Source organism: Bradyrhizobium sp. USDA 4354, from assembly GCF_054060315.1.
Map to the genome: position 1 here is coordinate 4,732,981 of NZ_JBSSDC010000001.1, position 15,880 is coordinate 4,748,860.

The following is a 15,880-nucleotide window of genomic DNA, read 5'->3' on the forward strand; positions in this document are numbered from 1 at the left end:
ACCGGGGAAGGGCCGAATATTGCCGGCTGGCGCCCTTCTATTGACGGGCGAACGCGCCTATATTCCGGCGTCTTTTCCAAGAGGTAGGAATGTTTCGATCGATCTGGACTGCCGCCGTCACGGCATTGTGCATAGCCTTTTCGGCCCATTTCAATTCGGCCTCAGCGCAGGACCGCCGCGTCCCGTCGTCGCCGGCCGAGCTGCGGTTGTCCTATGCGCCGATCGTGCAGCGGGTGCAGCCGGCGGTCGTCAACGTCTATGCCGCCAAGGTGGTGCAGAACCGCAATCCGCTGCTGGACGATCCGATCTTCCGCCGCTTCTTCGGCGTGCCGGGCCAGCAGCCCGAGCAGATGCAGCGTTCGCTCGGCTCCGGCGTCATCGTCGATGCCTCCGGCCTCGTCGTCACCAACGTCCACGTCATCGAGGGCGCGGACCAGGTCAAGGTGTCGCTGTCGGACAAGCGCGAGTTCGAGGCCGAGATCCTGCTCAAGGATTCCCGGACCGATCTCGCCGTGCTCCGTCTGAAGGACAGCAAGGAGAAATTCCCGACCCTCGACTTCACCAATTCCGATGAGCTCTTGGTCGGCGACGTCGTGCTCGCGATCGGCAATCCCTTCGGCGTCGGCCAGACCGTGACCCACGGCATCATCTCGGCGCTCGCGCGTACGCAGGTCGGCATCACCGACTACCAGTTCTTCATCCAGACCGATGCGGCGATCAATCCCGGCAATTCCGGCGGCGCCCTGGTCGACATGAGCGGCAGGCTCGCCGGCATCAACACGGCGATCTATTCGCGCTCCGGCGGCTCGCAAGGAATTGGCTTTGCGATTCCCGCCAACATGGTGCGCGTCGTCGTCACCTCCGCCAAGAGCGGCGGCAAGGCGGTTAAGCGGCCGTGGCTCGGGGCAAAATTGCAGGCGGTGACGCCGGAGATCGCGGAAAGCCTCGGCCTGCGCTCGCCGACCGGAGCGCTGGTCGCGAGCGTGGTCTCGAATGGCCCCGCGGCGAAGGCCGGCCTGAAATCCTCCGACCTCATCACCGGGATCGAGGGCCAGACCGTCGATGATCCCAATGCCTTCGATTACCGCTTCGCGACCCGTCCGCTCGGCGGCACCGCGCAGATCGACGTGCAGCGCGGCGGCAAGCCGGTCAAGCTGACGGTGGCGCTGGAGACCGCGCCCGACACGGGGCGCAACGAACTCGTGGTCACCGCGCGCTCGCCGTTCCAGGGCGCGAAGGTCTCGACCATCACCCCGGCCGTCGCTGACGAGCTGCATCTGGATGTCGACGCCGGGGGCGTCGTGATTACCGATATCGGCGGCGATACCGCGGCCGCAAGTGTCGGCTTCCAGAAAGGCGACATCATCCTCGCCGTCAACAACCAGAAGATCAGCAAGACCGGCGACCTCGAGAAGGCCGCAGGCGAGCGGCCGCGGATCTGGCGCATCACGCTGGTGCGCGGCGGCCAGCAGATCAACGTCACGCTGGGCGGATGAGTCCGAAGCGACCACAGGAGACGCCGACTCTCTTTGCCGCGGCGGGGCTCGACCACGAGGCTCCGCATCCGCTGCCGGACCGGCTGCGTCCGCGCGCATTGTCGGAGGTCGTCGGCCAGGACCACATCCTCGGCCCCGACGGCGCGCTGACACGCATGCTGGAGACGCGCACGCTCGGCTCGCTCATCTTCTGGGGGCCGCCGGGTACCGGCAAGACCACGGTGGCGCGGCTGCTGGCGGATGCAACGGATCTGCATTTCGAGCAGATTTCGGCCGTGTTCTCCGGCGTCGCCGATTTGAAGAAGGCGTTCGATGCCGCGCGCGCCCGTCGCGAGATGGGCAAGGGCACGCTGCTCTTCGTCGACGAGGTGCATCGCTTCAACCGTGCCCAGCAGGATTCCTTTCTGCCCGTGATGGAAGACGGCACCGTCGTCTTGGTCGGAGCCACCACCGAGAATCCATCCTTCGAGCTCAACGCGGCGCTTCTGTCCCGCGCGCGCGTGCTGGTATTTCGCTCGCTCGATGCCGCCGCGATCGAAAAGCTGTTCGCACATGCTGAAGCGGTCGAAGGCAAGAAGCTGCCGCTCGATGCCGAGGCGCGCGCGGTGCTGGTGCGCATGGCCGACGGCGACGGCCGGGCATCGCTGACGCTCGCCGAGGAGGTCTGGCGTTCGGCGCGGGCGGACGAGATTTTCAATGCCGCGCAGCTGCAGGAGATCCTGCAGCGCCGCGCGCCGATCTACGACAAATCGGCCGACGGCCATTACAATCTGATCTCAGCACTCCACAAATCGGTGCGCGGCTCCGATCCCGATGCCGCGCTGTATTATCTCGCGCGCATGTTAGACGCCGGCGAGGACCCGCTGTTCCTGGCTCGCCGCGTCGTGCGCATGGCGGTGGAGGACATCGGGCTTGCCGATCCCCAGGCGCTCGTCATCGCCAATGCTGCCAAGGACGCCTTCGACTTCCTCGGCCATCCCGAGGGCGAGCTCGCCATCGCGCAGGCCGTGGTCTATCTCGCCACCGCCCCGAAATCGAACGCCGTCTACACCGCCTTCGGCACGGCGATGCAGGTCGCAAAGCGGGCCGGCTCGCTGCTGCCGCCCAAGCACATCCTGAACTCCCCGACCAAGCTGATGAAGTCGGAAGGCTACGGCACCGGCTACGAATACGACCACGACGCGCCGGATGCCTTCTCCGGCCAGGACTACTTCCCGGAAGCCTTGGGCCGCCAGACCTTCTACGACCCGCCCGAGCGCGGCTTCGAGCGCGAGATCCGCAAGCGGCTGGATTATTGGGCCAAGCTGCGCAAGGAGCGGGGCGGGAAGTAGGGCTTTCAAGCCCGCTTTAGGCGTAGATTTACGGTTTACGTAACGCGTAAATCTTGCTACTCGGCGGGGAAATTCCCATGCCCCATACACCTATACATCCCGGCGAACACCTTGCCGAAGAACTGCGCGAACTCGGCATCACGGCCGCGGAGCTGTCGCGTCAGATCGATGTGCCGGTCAATCGCATCACGGGCATCGTCAACGGACAGCGCGGCATCACCGCTGACACGGCGTTGCGCCTGGGTCACTGGTTCGGTACCAGCCCGCAATTCTGGATGAACCTGCAACAGCAATATGAGCTGCGGCTGGCGGAGAAGGAGGTGGGCGCGCAGGTTGCATCGCTGCCCCGCCGCACCAATGCGCAGTCGACGCGAAAGCTTGGAAGAACCGCATGAGCCGCCGCATCAAGAGAATGAATCCAAAACCTCGCGATCGCGACGAGCGCAAGGAGACGCGTCCGCATCAGGCGCGTAGCGCGTCAAAGGCCGGGCCGCGTCCGGGTGGCAAGCCCGGCAGTAAGCCTCCGCGCTTCGCGGGCGAGCGCGCCGAACGCCGTCCGCCCAAAGTGGCGCTGGAAAAGCCTGCGCCCATAAAACCCGTCGAGCCGCTGCTTCCGACCAAGGTGCAGACCGTCACCGTCACGGCGGACGAGAACAACATGCGCGTGGACCGTTTCCTGGAAGCGCGCTTTCCCGGCCTGTCGTTCTCCCACATCCAGCGCGTCGTCCGCAAAGGCGAGCTGCGCGTCGACGGCAAGCGCGTCGACAGCAAGGACCGGCTGGAGGAGGGGCAGAGTGTCCGCATTCCGCCGCTCAAGCTCGACGCGCCGAAGGTTGGCGGCGAGCTCTCGGAGGCCGCGCAGAAGACGCTCAAGGCGCTGAAGGAGATGACGATCTGGGAGGACGACGACGTCCTCGTCCTGAACAAGCCCGCCGGCCTTGCCGTGCAGGGCGGCTCGGGCATGACGCGGCACATCGACCAGATGCTGGAGGTGATGCGCGACGCCAAGGGCCAGAAGCCGCGCCTCGTGCACCGCATCGATCGCGAGACGTCCGGCTGCCTCCTGATCGCAAAGACGCGCTTCGCCGCGTCGCATCTGACCGGCGCGTTCCGCTCGCGTTCGGCGCGAAAGGTCTATTGGGCTCTGGTACCGGGCCTGCCGAAGCCGAAGCAGGGCCGCATCTCGACCTTCCTCGCGAAGGAGGAGGGCGAGGACGACACCATCATGCGCATCGCCCAGCATGGCGACGAGGGCGCGAGCCACGCGGTGACCTATTATGCGGTGGTCGAGACCGCCGGCAACAAGCTGACCTGGGTGTCGCTGAAGCCGGTGACGGGCCGCACCCACCAGCTGCGCGCCCACATGGCCCACATCGGCCACCCCATCGTCGGCGATCCCAAATATTTCAACATTGAGAACTGGCAGCTGCCGGGTGGCCTGCAAAACCGGCTGCATCTCTTGGCGCGCCGCATCGTCATTCCGCATCCGCGCGGCGGCGTGATCGACGCCACCGCGCCGTTGCCGCCACACATGCAGCAGTCGTGGAACCTGCTCGGGCTGGACGCAACCAGATTTGATCCGATCGAGAACGCGCCTGAAGAATAGTTAAGTTGAACGGGGGCGGTCGGAGCACAACATATCGCTCATGAAACGGCTCTCGATCTGCCTCATCGTCTTGACCGCGCTGCTCACGGGGCAGGGGGCTCAGGCGCAATATGTGCTGCCGGGCCCCTCGCAAGTTGTTCCGCCGCCTTCGCCGCCACCGCCGCCGAAGATCGAGGTGCCGAAGGTTCCGCAATTCGACGCGCCGCCGCGCTACAACTACCGGCCGCTCCCGCGCAATTCTTTCAGCGATCGCGTCTCGAAGTGCCTCGACGACGCTGCAGCCGCAGGACTGGGGCCGGCCGATCGCGGCACTTATGCGCGCAGTTGCGCAAACTAGCAGCATCCATCGTCGTCCTGGCGAAGCCATCACGACATTGGTAATTTGATTGACGACAAGGATCGAAACACCGACATGCGCGAATTGTTCGAAGAAGCTGCGGGGCAGCCCCCGCCGGATCCGCGGGAATCGGCGCGCGCATCCACGCGCACGCCGCTGCGCAAACGATTCTACAAGGAAGCCGGCGTCACCGAGGCCGAGGGCGGCTTCGCCGTCACCCTCGACGGCAAGCCGATCCGCACGCCGTCCGGCCGTCAGGTGGTGATCCCTTCGCGCGAGCTCGCCGATGCGGTCGCCGCCGAATGGGCGGCCCAGGGCGAGACGATCGACCCCGTGGCCATGCCGCTGACGCGGATCGCCAACAGTGTGGTCGAGGGCGTGATCGACCGCGTCGAACTCGTCAGCGACGACCTTGCAAAGTACTTCGAGACTGATCTCCTGTTCTATCGCGCCGGCCACCCTGAAGGGCTGGTTGCCCGCGAGGCCGCGCATTGGGACCCTGTGCTGTTCTGGGCCGCGGACACGCTGGGCGCGCATTTCATCCTGTCCGAGGGTGTCATGCATGTGAAGCAGCCGGACGAGGCGGTGAAGGCCGCGCGGGCCGCGCTGCCGCAGGATGCCTGGTCGGTTGCCGCCCTTCATGTGGTGACGACCCTGAGTGGGTCGGCGCTATTGGCGCTGGCACTCGCCCATGGCGCGCGGGACGCCGGCCAGGTCTGGGCCGCCGCCCATGTCGATGAGGACTGGAACGCCGCGCAATGGGGGGTGGACGAGGAAGCAGCTAGCCGCCGGGCCATCCGCCGCAGGGATTTCGAGGCGGCCGTGGCGGTGCTGGCGGCCGTAAGGCCACCCACAGGTCCTTAACGAGAGGTTTACGACGCAGCGGTTACGGTAGCCGGCACTCCCTAAGGCTCCCCAGATGCCGACGCCGGTCACCTCCATTGCTCCCGTCAGCGCCGCCAGCCCCTTGGCTGATGCGGCGACACCGGATCTTGTGCTTCAGGCCGGTAGTGTCGTCGATGCCAGGGTGGTCAGCGTGCTCGCCGACAATCTGGTGCGGATCGCGATCGCCAACCTTTCGATGGACGTGATGTCGGAAGTCGCGCTGTCGCCCGGGCAGAACCTCCAGCTCGCGGTCTCGCAGAACAACGGCACCATCCGGCTGGCGGTCATGAGCGGGGCAGGCGAGGCGGCGGCCGATCAGGTCACGCTGACGCCGCGCGCGGCCTCGCTGGTGGAGAGTCCGCCGCTTGCGCCATCGGCTGGCGCAGCACGCAGCACGCTGACGCCTTCGGAGCAAGTCGCCGTCACGGTGGCTTCGACCGAGGCCGCAACGAGGCAGGGCAGCCAGGCGCCGCTATTTGCCAATCTGACCTCCGTCGTCACCGGCAGTAATCTGCCCGCAGGCTTGAAGCAGGCGGTGCTGGACGTGCTGGCGCAGCAGACGCCGCTCGACACCGGGCTCGACGGCGGCGATATCGAATCGGCCTTCCAGAAATCAGGGCTGTTCCTCGAAGCTTCGCTTGCCGCGGGCGCGGCGCCGTCGTCCGGCGCAAGGCCCGATTTGAAGGCGGCGCTGCTGGTGCTGCGCCAGGCGCTGGCCACGATTGAGACGGCCGTGCCAGCGACGCAAGGCGCCTTGATTCCGACTGGCGCCGCGGCGACACCGCAGGTCGGCATCGCGCCGACGGCAGCAGGTGGGGCGGCGCAACCCGCATCGCCATCAACCGAAATCAACCAGCAGCCGCAAATGCCGCGCGGCGCCAATCCCGCCGCTGCCGTGCTCGCCGACATCGCTGGCGGCGTTTCGCAGGCGGCGACATCACGGATCATGTCCGCGGGCCTTGCCGCGAGCCTGCTGCAAGAGGTCACGCAAAACCTGCCGCGGATGATCGGCAACGTGCCGGGCTCCAACAAGGCCGTGCCGGATGGCCACCTCTTCGAGGCCGCCGCACACGCCGCGCCGCCGCCATTCCGCGGCGCGCTGCCGGCGCCGCAGTCCATCGCCGCGCCATCGCTCGCGCCGGATACGCCCCTCGCTGCGACCGTGCACCGCCTGCTCGACGATACCGATGCCGCGATGGCGCGGCAGACGCTGTTGCAAATTGCTTCGCTCCCCGATCGCACCGATGCCAGCGGGCACCGCATCGATCCGGCCGTGCCGCAGTGGAATTTCGAGATTCCGTTCGCGACCCAGCAGGGCACCGCGATGGCGCAGTTCGAGATCTCGCGCGATGGCGGCAATGAGTCCGCCGATCCCGCCAAGCGCGCCTGGCGCGCGCGCTTCTCGCTCAATGTCGAGCCGGCGGGTCCGGTGCATGCGCTGATCACGCTGAACGGCGACAAGACCTTCGTACGGATGTGGGCGGAGCGGCCGGCGACGGCGCAGCAGCTCCGTGCGGGCGTCGGTGAGCTCAGCCAGGCGTTGACGAGGGCCGAGCTCAAGCCCGGCGATACCGTGGTCCGCGACGGCACGCCGCCGCAACCGGCGCCGGCCCGCGCCGGCCACTTCCTGGATCGCGCGACATGAGCGATCCATCCAAGCTCGCGATCGCGCTGCATTACGAGAAGGGCTCTGGCGCGCCTGTTGTCGTCGCCAAGGGCAGGGGCACGATCGGCGAAAAGATCGTCGAGATCGCCAAGGCCCACGACATCCCGATCGAGGAGAACGAGGTTCTGGCCGGTGCACTGTCCAAGGTCGAGCTTGGTGAGGAGATCCCGCCGGATCTCTACAAAGCCGTCGCCGAGGTGCTGGTGTTCGCGCTGCGGCTGTCGGGCCGGGGGCGGTAAAAATAGCCTGTCATCGTTTCACCACGTCGCGGCTGCATGGTCGCGCTGGTTTTCACTGCTCACGGATATCGCCTTTGCTGACCCGTCGTTCCACCCTCTGCCTTCTCGCCGCAGCCGCGGTCCTGCCATCCCGCGCCCGCGCCCATGTCGCGCCGCCGCGCAATGAAATCCGCGAGAGTCTTGCAAAACGCTTCACCGATCTCGGCACGTCAGGCACCTTCGTCGGCTACAAGGTCGAAGACTATCTGATCGTCGCCAGCGACAAGGAGCGCTCGGGCGAAGGGAAGCTGCCGGCCTCGACCTTCAAGATTCCAAACTCGTTGATCGCGCTGGAGACCGGCGTTGTCGTTGATCCCGACAAGGACGTGTTTCCCTGGGACGGCGTCAAGCGTCCGATCGAGGCCTGGAACAAGGATCACACGCTGCGCAGCGCGATCGCGGTCAGCGCGGTGCCGGTCTATCAGGAGATCGCGCGCCGGATCGGCCAGGAGCGCATGCAAAAATATGTCGACGAGTTCGACTACGGCAATCGCGACATCGGCGGCGGCATCGATCAGTTCTGGCTCACGGGCGCTCTGCGCATCGACCCGGTCGAGCAGATCGATTTCGTCGATCGGCTGCGCCGCCGTGCGCTGCCGATCAGCAAGCGCAGCCAGGATCTCGTCGCCGACATCCTGCCGGTGACCAAGGTCGGCGACAGCGTCATCCGCGCCAAGTCCGGATTGCTGGGTGCCGAGCGTGGCGAGCCGTCGCTCGGCTGGATGGTCGGTTGGGCCGAGAAAGGCGAGGCGCACACCGTATTCGCGCTCAACATGGATTGCCGCGAGCCGCGTCTCATCGGCGAGCGCATGACGCTGACACAAGCCTGCCTTGCCGAGATCGGCGCGATCTAGCGTGACCGTGCGGCGACGAAGCCGCCCACCAAGGGCAGCTGTTGCACGTCAATCCGGCACCTGAACCTCGGTCGTCGCAATCAGACGCCAATCGGCGAGCGCGGCCAAGCGGTGGGGCTCGGCCTCACGTCGGTAATCGGAGCTCAAGACGATGCCTCGAAAGGTCGCGAAGTCCGGGTAGCGAACGATTGCGGCGTCGTGCCAGGCTTCGCCTTGCGCTGCCACCAGCAGAGCTCCGACAGATCCAAGCCAATTTGGCGTGACCCCTTGCGGAATCGCGACCTTGCGAAACGCGGGGACATAGCGCGCGTAATAGGCTTCGCGGCCGCTACAGGCCGGAAGCTCGGACTTGTCCCGGTACAAGGCCTCATCCCGATAGCGTAGAAGATTGAGCATGAAGATGGGTTGATCTTCGGGCAAGTTCGAGCCTGCCATCGCGAGTGATGCATTGTCGATATCGACGAACATTGTTCTCTCCGGTCGTGAGTTCTTGCTGCGAGCTGATATCGCTTCGAACGCCCGGCCTTGTAGTGGTTTCGATGTCACTGCTATGATGACGTCATGGCAACGCCACGCAGCCATCAGCAACTCCTCAATCTGCTTCAGTTCGTTCGCGTCGTCGAAGCGGGCTCCTTTGCCGAGGCCGCCCGCCGCGCCGGAACGTCGACCTCGGCGATGTCGAAGGCGATCGCCCGGTTCGAGCAGATGCGTGGAGTGAAGCTGCTCCATCGTACCACCCATGCGATCTCGTTGACCCACGACGGCGAACGTCTGCTGGAGAGTGCCAGGGAGTTGCTGCGGCAGGCCGAACAACTCGACGTTATGTTGGACGAGGCCCGCGGCGGCGAAGCGGGGCGCGTGCGCCTCGCGGCGCCGGGCGCTTTCCTCAGGGCCTGCATCGCACCGAAGTTGCCGGCAATTCTAAAGGCCAACCCGGCGCTCGAGCTCGAACTGAAAGTCGACGATTTCGGTCTTGATCTCGGATCCGAAGGTATCGATGTCGCCATCCGCTTCGGCTCGCTCGATCACTACCCGGGCGTCACCGCGAAGCGGTTGGCATCATTTCCGTGGGTGCTGGCCGCCACTCGCCGGTATGTGGAGTTTATGGGAGAGCCTCGGTCGGTCCGAGAACTCAACGCGCATCATCAGATTGGTTTTCGCGATCCGGCGACGGGACAGCTCATGCCGTGGCAGTTTCAGGATCCTTCGGACGGCGCGCTGGTCAGGATGCTGCCGCGAAAGCGCATCGTCGTCGAGGACATGTCGGTTGCATGGGCGATGGTCTCGCGAGGCCTCGGCATAGCTTGGCTTCCGGCATGGTGCGGCCTGAAGGATCTCGAAGGCGGTCGCATCGTCGAGCTGTTGCGCGGCTGGCGCGTGCCGAATACGCCGATCCACGCCATCCAGGTCAGCCGCAAACAGATGCCGACACGGATCCGCAGTCTCTTGCGGGTCCTCTCAGAAAGTGCATCCACATGGGACTATCGTGGCTAAATCATGATCCGGAAAAGTGCGAAGCGGTTTTCCGGAAAGATCATGCGTAAACAACAACCCAAAGCGCGATGACGATCCATCCAAAACTCATCGCGTCTTAGACCGCGGCCGGTCAACCTGCCGAGCCGCCAAATTTGAGATCAGGAGTCCTTCTGCCGCCCGATCCGCCCAAGGTGGGTAAAGCCGAACCCCGCGGAATATTTCAGGCCGTAGCCGAGCGCCCGGTCGATGCCGATATGGGCAAGCCAGATCAAGGCGATGGAGAGGGTGAGGGGCGAGGCGAGGCCGAAGCCCAGCGTCAGCAGCGCCACCGGCGCCATGTAGCTGTGGGCGGCGTTGTAGACCATCGCGCCGAACCTGGCGTCGGACAGGTATGCCAGGAAGCTCAGATCGGGCACGAAGAACAGCAGGGCAAACACCAGCCACGACCCGTCCCAGGCCGCATAGAGTGTCACCATCCCTGCAAACAGGGTCAGACCCTCCAGCCGCAGCAGGATGTTGACGCCGCCTGTCGCAGCGCCCGTCTCGGCCGTTCCTTCCGTCACGCTCGCCTCCTGGGCAAAACTTTGTAATTCCTTGCGCTTTCCCGCTGCGGCAGGGCAGCCCTGCGACGCCGAAAGCGGCTTTCCGGGTCGCAAAATGCCGTGTTAGAACCCCGCATCACTTAAGAACTGGCGGGAGCAAATGAAACACATCCTGGACGCCCTTGAAGATCGTCGTGCCGGCGCAAAGCTCGGCGGCGGGGAGAAGCGCATCGAGGCGCAGCACGCCCGCGGCAAGCTGACGGCCCGCGAGCGCATCGAGCTGCTGCTCGACAAGGGATCGTTCGAGGAGTTCGACATGTTCGTCGAGCACCGCTCCACCGAGTTCGGCATGGAGAAGACCAAGGTCCCCGGCGACGGCGTCGTCACCGGCTGGGGCACCGTCAACGGCCGCAAGACGTTTGTCTTCGCCAAGGATTTTACCGTCTTCGGCGGCTCGCTGTCCGAGACCCACGCGTTGAAGATCACGAAACTGCAGGACATGGCGATGAAGGCGAGGGCGCCCATCATCGGCCTCTATGACGCCGGCGGCGCCCGCATCCAGGAAGGCGTCGCCGCGCTGGCCGGCTATTCCTACGTGTTCCGACGCAACGTGCTGGCCTCGGGCGTGATCCCGCAGATCTCCGTCATCATGGGCCCCTGCGCCGGCGGCGACGTCTATTCGCCGGCGATGACCGACTTCATCTTCATGGTGAAGAACACCAGCTACATGTTCGTCACCGGCCCCGACGTGGTGAAGACCGTGACGAACGAGGTCGTCACCGCCGAAGAGCTCGGCGGCGCCTCGGTGCACGCCACGCGCTCCTCGATTGCCGACGGTGCCTTCGAGAACGACGTCGAGACGCTCTTGCAGATGCGGCGCCTGATCGACTTCCTGCCCTCCAACAACACCGACGGCGTGCCGGAATGGCCGAGCTTCGACTCCATCGAGCGGGTCGACATGTCCTTGGACACGCTGATCCCCGACAATCCGAACAAGCCCTACGACATGAAGGAGCTGATCCTGAAGGTCGTCGACGAGGGCGATTTCTTCGAGATCGCGGAAGCCTTCGCCAAGAACATCGTCACCGGCTTCGGCCGCATCGCGGGCCGCACCGTCGGCTTCGTCGCCAACCAGCCGATGGTGCTGGCCGGCGTGCTCGACAGCGACGCCTCGCGGAAAGCGGCGCGCTTCGTCCGCTTCTGCGACGCCTTCAACATCCCGATCGTCACCTTCGTCGACGTGCCGGGCTTCCTGCCGGGCACGAGCCAAGAATATGGCGGCCTGATCAAGCACGGCGCGAAACTGCTGTTCGCCTATTCGCAATGCACCGTGCCGCTGGTCACCATCATCACCCGCAAGGCCTATGGCGGCGCCTTCGACGTCATGGCCTCCAAGGAGATCGGCGCCGACATGAACTACGCCTGGCCGACCGCCCAGATCGCGGTGATGGGCGCCAAGGGTGCGGTCGAGATCATCTTCCGCTCCGACATCGGCGACCCCGACAAGATCGCGGCGCGCACCAAGGAATACGAAGACCGCTTCCTGTCGCCGTTCATCGCAGCCGAGCGCGGCTACATCGACGACGTCATCATGCCGCACTCGACGCGGAAGCGGATCGCAAGGGCGCTGGCGATGCTGAAGGACAAGAAGGTGGAAGCGCCGGCGAAGAAGCACGACAATCTGCCGTTGTGAGGGTCTGAAACAAAGGGTAGCCTGCGACTTTAGGTTGCCCTTTGTTTGAAGGCTTTGTGCAATGATTTTGGGATTGGAATGGACCCGAGCAATTCCTCTGAGGGATGCATCGAAGGAGAACCTGATCTATTCGGTGCCTTTGGATAAGTTGCCAAGCGCGGCGGGCGTCTACGTGTTCGGGCGGCGATATGGACAGAAGTTCGAAGCTTTATATGTTGGCAAAGCCAATAAGATACGTGGTCGTGTCAAAGGCCAATGCAACAACCCCCGTCTCATGCAACATTTGAAGAATGCCAAGTCTGGAAAGCGAATTGTCCTAGTCGCTCGTTTCATTGCGAAGCCCGGCCAGCAGAAGCCGAACTGCCTCTCATTGATTGAGCGAGCCCTAATTCGATACTTTTTGTCGGAAGGGCATGATCTTGTAAATAAGCAGGGCGTCCGCATTCGTCGTCACGAGATTACTTCTACCGGGAAGCATCCGAAGCGCTATTTCCCCAGCCCGATATTCTTGGAACGTTGACCGGCCGAGCATAGTTGCGGGCTTGCCTAAAGATGAGCTCAAACCACGACTTGCACTGTAGTTTACGGCTCGCATGGGTTCGATTGGGGGCAGTTTGCCTAGACAACAATCGCAAGATCGTATTCCCCTCGGCGCCGACCTGTAGCGGTCTTTATCGAATCTCGCTGAAGCGCCTTGACGGCTCGACGGCGATCTACGTTGGTGAAACCGACAACATTCGTCGTCGGTTCGCTCACTACCGGAACCCGGGGCCCACTCAAGCCACCAATCGTAGAGTAAATGCGCTTATCGTAGATTCCCTGGGTATCGAAGGGATTGTAGTTGTGGAGTTGGTGGTCGATCAGGCTTGGATTTCGATAGACGGTGTCGAACGACGCGCCGATTTTGCTCGAAAAGAAGTTCGGCGATTGTTCGAGAATTTCGTATTGGCGATGGGTGGTGTGCCGACAGTTGAGGGCCTTAATCGATAGCACGGCAGTGCGATGATTGCGGCTGAGGTCTAGGTTGCTTAGATGTGTTGCCGGAGCATAATTCAGCACTCGCAATCTTCAACATGATGACCGAAGACGATCCAACCGACGAAATCTCCGATATCGAAGATCGGATCGAGGCGCTCGCCGAGATCGCTGAGCGGTGCCGGAAGTACATCCTGGCGTCCAAGATCGCGATCGGTGGCGGGGCGGCACTGCTGTTCGTGACGATCCTCGGTCTATTCGGCTTTGGTCAGACTGCCGCGCTCGGATCGATCGCGCTGGTGCTGGGCGGGATCGTGTCGCTCGGCTCGAATGTCAGCACGTTGCGGCAGACGGACGAGGCCATCAGTGCTGCGGAGGCGCGACGTTCGGCGTTGATCGGACGGATCGACCTCCGGGTCGTCGCTGATGCGCCGATGAAGCTGGTGTGACGCGCACCAGCACGTCTCACGCGGCCCGCTTGAGCGTCAGCTCCGATAATTCCGTGCGGCATTCGGCGGCGAAGGCTTGAAGCCGGTCGGCGGTCTGCCGGTCGAGGATGGCCTTGGCCAGCCGCTCGGCGCGGGCGATCTGTTGCTTGAGATATTCGATGCGAGCCATGGGTCACCTGTCGGATTGCGTCGTTCCGGTGCCGGCGAGTGTATGCCAAGCACAGGATCGATTGTGTGAGGCGCATCACGCCCCGCGCGCCTTATCCGCCGCAGCAAAATGCGCCATCTGGTCGGCGTGCGCCTTGGCGAAGGCGGGGCGAGCGGTGGCGCGTGCGAGGTAGGCGCGGCAGGCCGGATGCCCCGCAAGCCCGTCGAAGCGATCGACGGGGCGCAGCACGTCCGCCATCAGGATGTCGGCGACGGAGAAGGAGCCCGCCAGCCATTCGCGGCCGGCAAGCACCGCCTCCATACGTTTCAGGCGGAGCTTGAGGAACTCGTCGACGAATTTCCATGCCGGCGTGTCGTCCGCATGGCCCATGAATTTCGACATCGCCCAGGGCAGGCTGGCCATCTCCACCGAATTGAGCGCGGCGAATACCCATTTGGTGGCTTCGCTGCGGCCGCGCGGATCGGACGGCATCAGCTTCGCGCTGAGCTCGCCGAGATAGAGCAGGATCGCGCCGGTTTCGAAGATCGAGAGGTCGCCGTCGGTCAGCCACGGCACCTGGCCAAAGGGCTGATGCGCGAGATGTGCGGCGCCGCGATCCTCGAACGGCACGCTCGCGACGCGATAAGGCAGGGCGGCTTCTTCCAGCGCCCAACGCACACGGAGGTCGCGCACGAAGCCCCTGGGCATTTCGGGAACCCAGTCAAAGGTGGTCAGCGTGAGGTCGGCCATTTTGCATCTCCACGTCGCTGTTCGAAGCAAGGACGTGTGAAGAACGCGCGTTCCGACATGGGGGGCGAAGTTTTTTTTGTTGCCGGCGGCTTGAAGCGGCTAGTCTCGCGGCAAAACAATGGGAGGAAATCCGATGCCGTCAGCCTTCTTCGTCGTCCGTGCCATTGTGGCCGATCCCGGCAAGCGCGCTGCTTTCGACCGGTGGTACGAGACGGAACATTTGCCCGACGCAGTGAGGGCATTCGGCGTGAGCAAGGCGTGGCGGTTCTGGAGCCTGGATGATCCCTCGCTGCACCAGGCGATGTATCAGTTCGATGACGAGGCAAAGCTCGATGCGATGCTCAAAGGTGACGCGCTACAGAAGCTCGTTGCCGACTTCAACCGCGACTGGCCCGACGTGAAGCGCACGCGCGAGACGCTGGTGCTGGCGCAGGAGTTCGCGACGGAGTCGCTGCAAATCTGAACGTACGATTCAGCTTCGGTTCATGTCGTCACCGCGACACTCCTTTTGCATCACTCGTACGATGATCCAAGAGGAAGAAGTCATGGAGCGCCGGAACTTTTTGAAACTTGCATTGGGGGTAACGGCGGGCGCCGCCGCCTTCGCCGCGACCGCCGCGCAGGCCGCGCCGTTGTCACCGCAGCCGCTCGCTGATCCCACCCGCACGCCGCAAGGCAGTCCCGACGTTCACCCTGCCGTCACGACCAGCGAGGAAGCCGCCAAGCTGACACCTGAGCAGGTTCATTGGCATGGCCATCACCGCCACTGGGGCTGGCGCCACCGTCATTGGCGCCGGCATCGCCGGCGCTGGCACCGCCGCCACTACTGGTAAGCCCTAGGCATTTCGAGAATTGGACGGGGATCGCAACTGGCGATCCCCGTTTCGATTCCGAGGCGCTCCAGTTCCACGGGATGGAATCGCCGGCAGCAACCCAAAAAAGTGGCCGCGCAAGCTTCCGCCGCGCGGCCATTCTGCAACGCAAATGGACGAGATCAGAACGGACGGCAGCGGCCAGCGTACCAGCGGAAGCCGTAGGGGCACGCGCGCGCGCGAGGCACAACGACGACCGGCGCCGGGGCGACCACCACGGGGGCGGGGCGAACGACGACAGCGCCTCGCATCGGACGGCAGCCGCCGTAGGGGCCGCGATACCAGCCCGGGCCGCAACCACCGGCGGCGCTAGCCATCTCGCTGAAGCCGACGACCGTGCTGGCGAGCACGACGGCTGCGAACAGGTATTTCATTTGTTCTTCCTTCTCGTTCTTGGGGCAGATTCTTGGGGGGGGGACGGCGCTTGCGGCGCACAATGAATCAACACACACGATTCGACACGTTAAATCTGGGGCGTGCCGACACGTCGCGATCCAAACCTGCCAATCATGACCTGAATGC

The 15,880-nt window shown here is 64.4% G+C and carries 21 protein-coding genes; 15 read left to right on the forward strand and 6 right to left on the reverse strand.

From position 1 onward, the window contains the following. Nucleotides 1-89: 89 nt before the first annotated feature. From ACVIIV_RS21740 to blaOXA, 9 genes are all read left to right on the forward strand, one after another. Nucleotides 90-1,496 carry a DegQ family serine endoprotease gene (locus tag ACVIIV_RS21740; RefSeq protein WP_456745971.1) on the forward strand — a complete coding sequence of 469 codons (1,407 nt, stop codon included), beginning with the start codon at nucleotides 90-92 and terminating at the stop codon, nucleotides 1,494-1,496. Next, on the forward strand, nucleotides 1,493-2,827 hold the full coding sequence (locus ACVIIV_RS21745; RefSeq protein WP_456745972.1) for a replication-associated recombination protein A: 1,335 nt from the start codon (nucleotides 1,493-1,495) through the stop codon (nucleotides 2,825-2,827). Before ACVIIV_RS21740 ends, ACVIIV_RS21745 begins: the two co-directional genes overlap by 4 nt. Before the next feature lie 77 nt (nucleotides 2,828-2,904). After that, a complete protein-coding gene (locus ACVIIV_RS21750; RefSeq protein ID WP_456745973.1) occupies nucleotides 2,905-3,222 on the forward strand; it encodes a HigA family addiction module antitoxin in 318 nt (105 codons plus the stop codon). Then, complete coding sequence (locus ACVIIV_RS21755; protein ID WP_456745974.1) at nucleotides 3,219-4,433, forward strand: RluA family pseudouridine synthase; 1,215 nt, start codon at nucleotides 3,219-3,221, stop codon at nucleotides 4,431-4,433. Before ACVIIV_RS21750 ends, ACVIIV_RS21755 begins: the two co-directional genes overlap by 4 nt. A gap of 40 nt (nucleotides 4,434-4,473) precedes the next feature. Continuing rightward, complete coding sequence (locus tag ACVIIV_RS21760; protein WP_456745975.1) at nucleotides 4,474-4,770, forward strand: hypothetical protein; 297 nt, start codon at nucleotides 4,474-4,476, stop codon at nucleotides 4,768-4,770. 75 nt (nucleotides 4,771-4,845) lie between these two features. Then, complete coding sequence (locus ACVIIV_RS21765; RefSeq protein WP_456745976.1) at nucleotides 4,846-5,634, forward strand: ATP12 family chaperone protein; 789 nt, start codon at nucleotides 4,846-4,848, stop codon at nucleotides 5,632-5,634. A gap of 55 nt (nucleotides 5,635-5,689) precedes the next feature. Beyond that, nucleotides 5,690-7,300 (forward strand): flagellar hook-length control protein FliK, encoded by a 1,611-nt coding sequence (fliK, locus tag ACVIIV_RS21770; protein ID WP_456745977.1) that lies wholly within the window; start codon nucleotides 5,690-5,692, stop codon nucleotides 7,298-7,300. Further along, nucleotides 7,297-7,560 carry an EscU/YscU/HrcU family type III secretion system export apparatus switch protein gene (locus ACVIIV_RS21775; protein ID WP_456745978.1) on the forward strand — a complete coding sequence of 88 codons (264 nt, stop codon included), beginning with the start codon at nucleotides 7,297-7,299 and terminating at the stop codon, nucleotides 7,558-7,560. Before fliK ends, ACVIIV_RS21775 begins: the two co-directional genes overlap by 4 nt. 74 nt (nucleotides 7,561-7,634) lie before the next feature. Further along, nucleotides 7,635-8,453 carry a class D beta-lactamase gene (gene blaOXA, locus ACVIIV_RS21780; protein WP_456745979.1) on the forward strand — a complete coding sequence of 273 codons (819 nt, stop codon included), beginning with the start codon at nucleotides 7,635-7,637 and terminating at the stop codon, nucleotides 8,451-8,453. A gap of 48 nt (nucleotides 8,454-8,501) precedes the next feature. Here blaOXA and ACVIIV_RS21785 read toward each other — a convergent pair whose 3' ends face one another. Continuing rightward, a complete protein-coding gene (locus ACVIIV_RS21785; protein WP_456745980.1) occupies nucleotides 8,502-8,921 on the reverse strand; it encodes a hypothetical protein in 420 nt (139 codons plus the stop codon). Between the two features lie 93 nt (nucleotides 8,922-9,014). Here ACVIIV_RS21785 and ACVIIV_RS21790 point away from each other — a divergent pair, with 93 nt between their 5' ends. Then, a complete protein-coding gene (locus tag ACVIIV_RS21790; RefSeq protein WP_456745981.1) occupies nucleotides 9,015-9,947 on the forward strand; it encodes a LysR family transcriptional regulator in 933 nt (310 codons plus the stop codon). A 140-nt stretch (nucleotides 9,948-10,087) separates the two neighbouring features. Here ACVIIV_RS21790 and ACVIIV_RS21795 read toward each other — a convergent pair whose 3' ends face one another. Further along, nucleotides 10,088-10,492 carry a DUF4260 domain-containing protein gene (locus tag ACVIIV_RS21795; RefSeq protein ID WP_456745982.1) on the reverse strand — a complete coding sequence of 135 codons (405 nt, stop codon included), beginning with the start codon at nucleotides 10,490-10,492 and terminating at the stop codon, nucleotides 10,088-10,090. Nucleotides 10,493-10,631: 139 nt separating this feature from the next. Between ACVIIV_RS21795 and ACVIIV_RS21800 the strand changes: the two genes are divergently transcribed. Both ACVIIV_RS21800 and ACVIIV_RS21805 read left to right on the forward strand, forming a co-directional pair. After that, entirely contained in the window at nucleotides 10,632-12,164 is a 1,533-nt protein-coding gene (locus ACVIIV_RS21800) for an acyl-CoA carboxylase subunit beta (protein ID WP_456745983.1), read from the forward strand. Between the two features lie 61 nt (nucleotides 12,165-12,225). Further along, nucleotides 12,226-12,684 (forward strand): hypothetical protein, encoded by a 459-nt coding sequence (locus tag ACVIIV_RS21805; protein WP_456745984.1) that lies wholly within the window; start codon nucleotides 12,226-12,228, stop codon nucleotides 12,682-12,684. 98 nt (nucleotides 12,685-12,782) lie between these two features. Here the strand turns inward: ACVIIV_RS21805 and ACVIIV_RS21810 are convergent, their stop codons facing one another. After that, nucleotides 12,783-13,223 (reverse strand): hypothetical protein, encoded by a 441-nt coding sequence (locus tag ACVIIV_RS21810; RefSeq protein WP_456745985.1) that lies wholly within the window; start codon nucleotides 13,221-13,223, stop codon nucleotides 12,783-12,785. 17 nt (nucleotides 13,224-13,240) lie between these two features. On the opposite strand from ACVIIV_RS21810, the gene ACVIIV_RS21815 reads away from it, so the two are divergent. Then, a complete protein-coding gene (locus tag ACVIIV_RS21815; RefSeq protein ID WP_456748790.1) occupies nucleotides 13,241-13,588 on the forward strand; it encodes a hypothetical protein in 348 nt (115 codons plus the stop codon). Nucleotides 13,589-13,604: 16 nt separating this feature from the next. Here ACVIIV_RS21815 and ACVIIV_RS21820 read toward each other — a convergent pair whose 3' ends face one another. Further along, nucleotides 13,605-13,757, reverse strand: a complete 153-nt coding sequence (locus ACVIIV_RS21820) for a hypothetical protein (RefSeq protein ID WP_456745986.1) — start codon at nucleotides 13,755-13,757, stop codon at nucleotides 13,605-13,607. A gap of 75 nt (nucleotides 13,758-13,832) precedes the next feature. Further along, nucleotides 13,833-14,486, reverse strand: a complete 654-nt coding sequence (locus ACVIIV_RS21825) for a glutathione S-transferase family protein (protein WP_456745987.1) — start codon at nucleotides 14,484-14,486, stop codon at nucleotides 13,833-13,835. A gap of 133 nt (nucleotides 14,487-14,619) precedes the next feature. On the opposite strand from ACVIIV_RS21825, the gene ACVIIV_RS21830 reads away from it, so the two are divergent. Together ACVIIV_RS21830 and ACVIIV_RS21835 are read left to right on the forward strand one after the other, a co-directional pair. After that, nucleotides 14,620-14,949: a hypothetical protein gene (locus tag ACVIIV_RS21830; RefSeq protein ID WP_456745988.1), complete on the forward strand. Its 330-nt coding sequence runs from the start codon at nucleotides 14,620-14,622 to the stop codon at nucleotides 14,947-14,949. A gap of 82 nt (nucleotides 14,950-15,031) precedes the next feature. Then, nucleotides 15,032-15,319 (forward strand): twin-arginine translocation signal domain-containing protein, encoded by a 288-nt coding sequence (locus ACVIIV_RS21835; RefSeq protein ID WP_456745989.1) that lies wholly within the window; start codon nucleotides 15,032-15,034, stop codon nucleotides 15,317-15,319. Between the two features lie 161 nt (nucleotides 15,320-15,480). Here ACVIIV_RS21835 and ACVIIV_RS21840 read toward each other — a convergent pair whose 3' ends face one another. Continuing rightward, nucleotides 15,481-15,732 carry a GCG_CRPN prefix-to-repeats domain-containing protein gene (locus ACVIIV_RS21840; RefSeq protein WP_456745990.1) on the reverse strand — a complete coding sequence of 84 codons (252 nt, stop codon included), beginning with the start codon at nucleotides 15,730-15,732 and terminating at the stop codon, nucleotides 15,481-15,483. Between the last annotated feature and the right edge of the window lie 148 nt (nucleotides 15,733-15,880).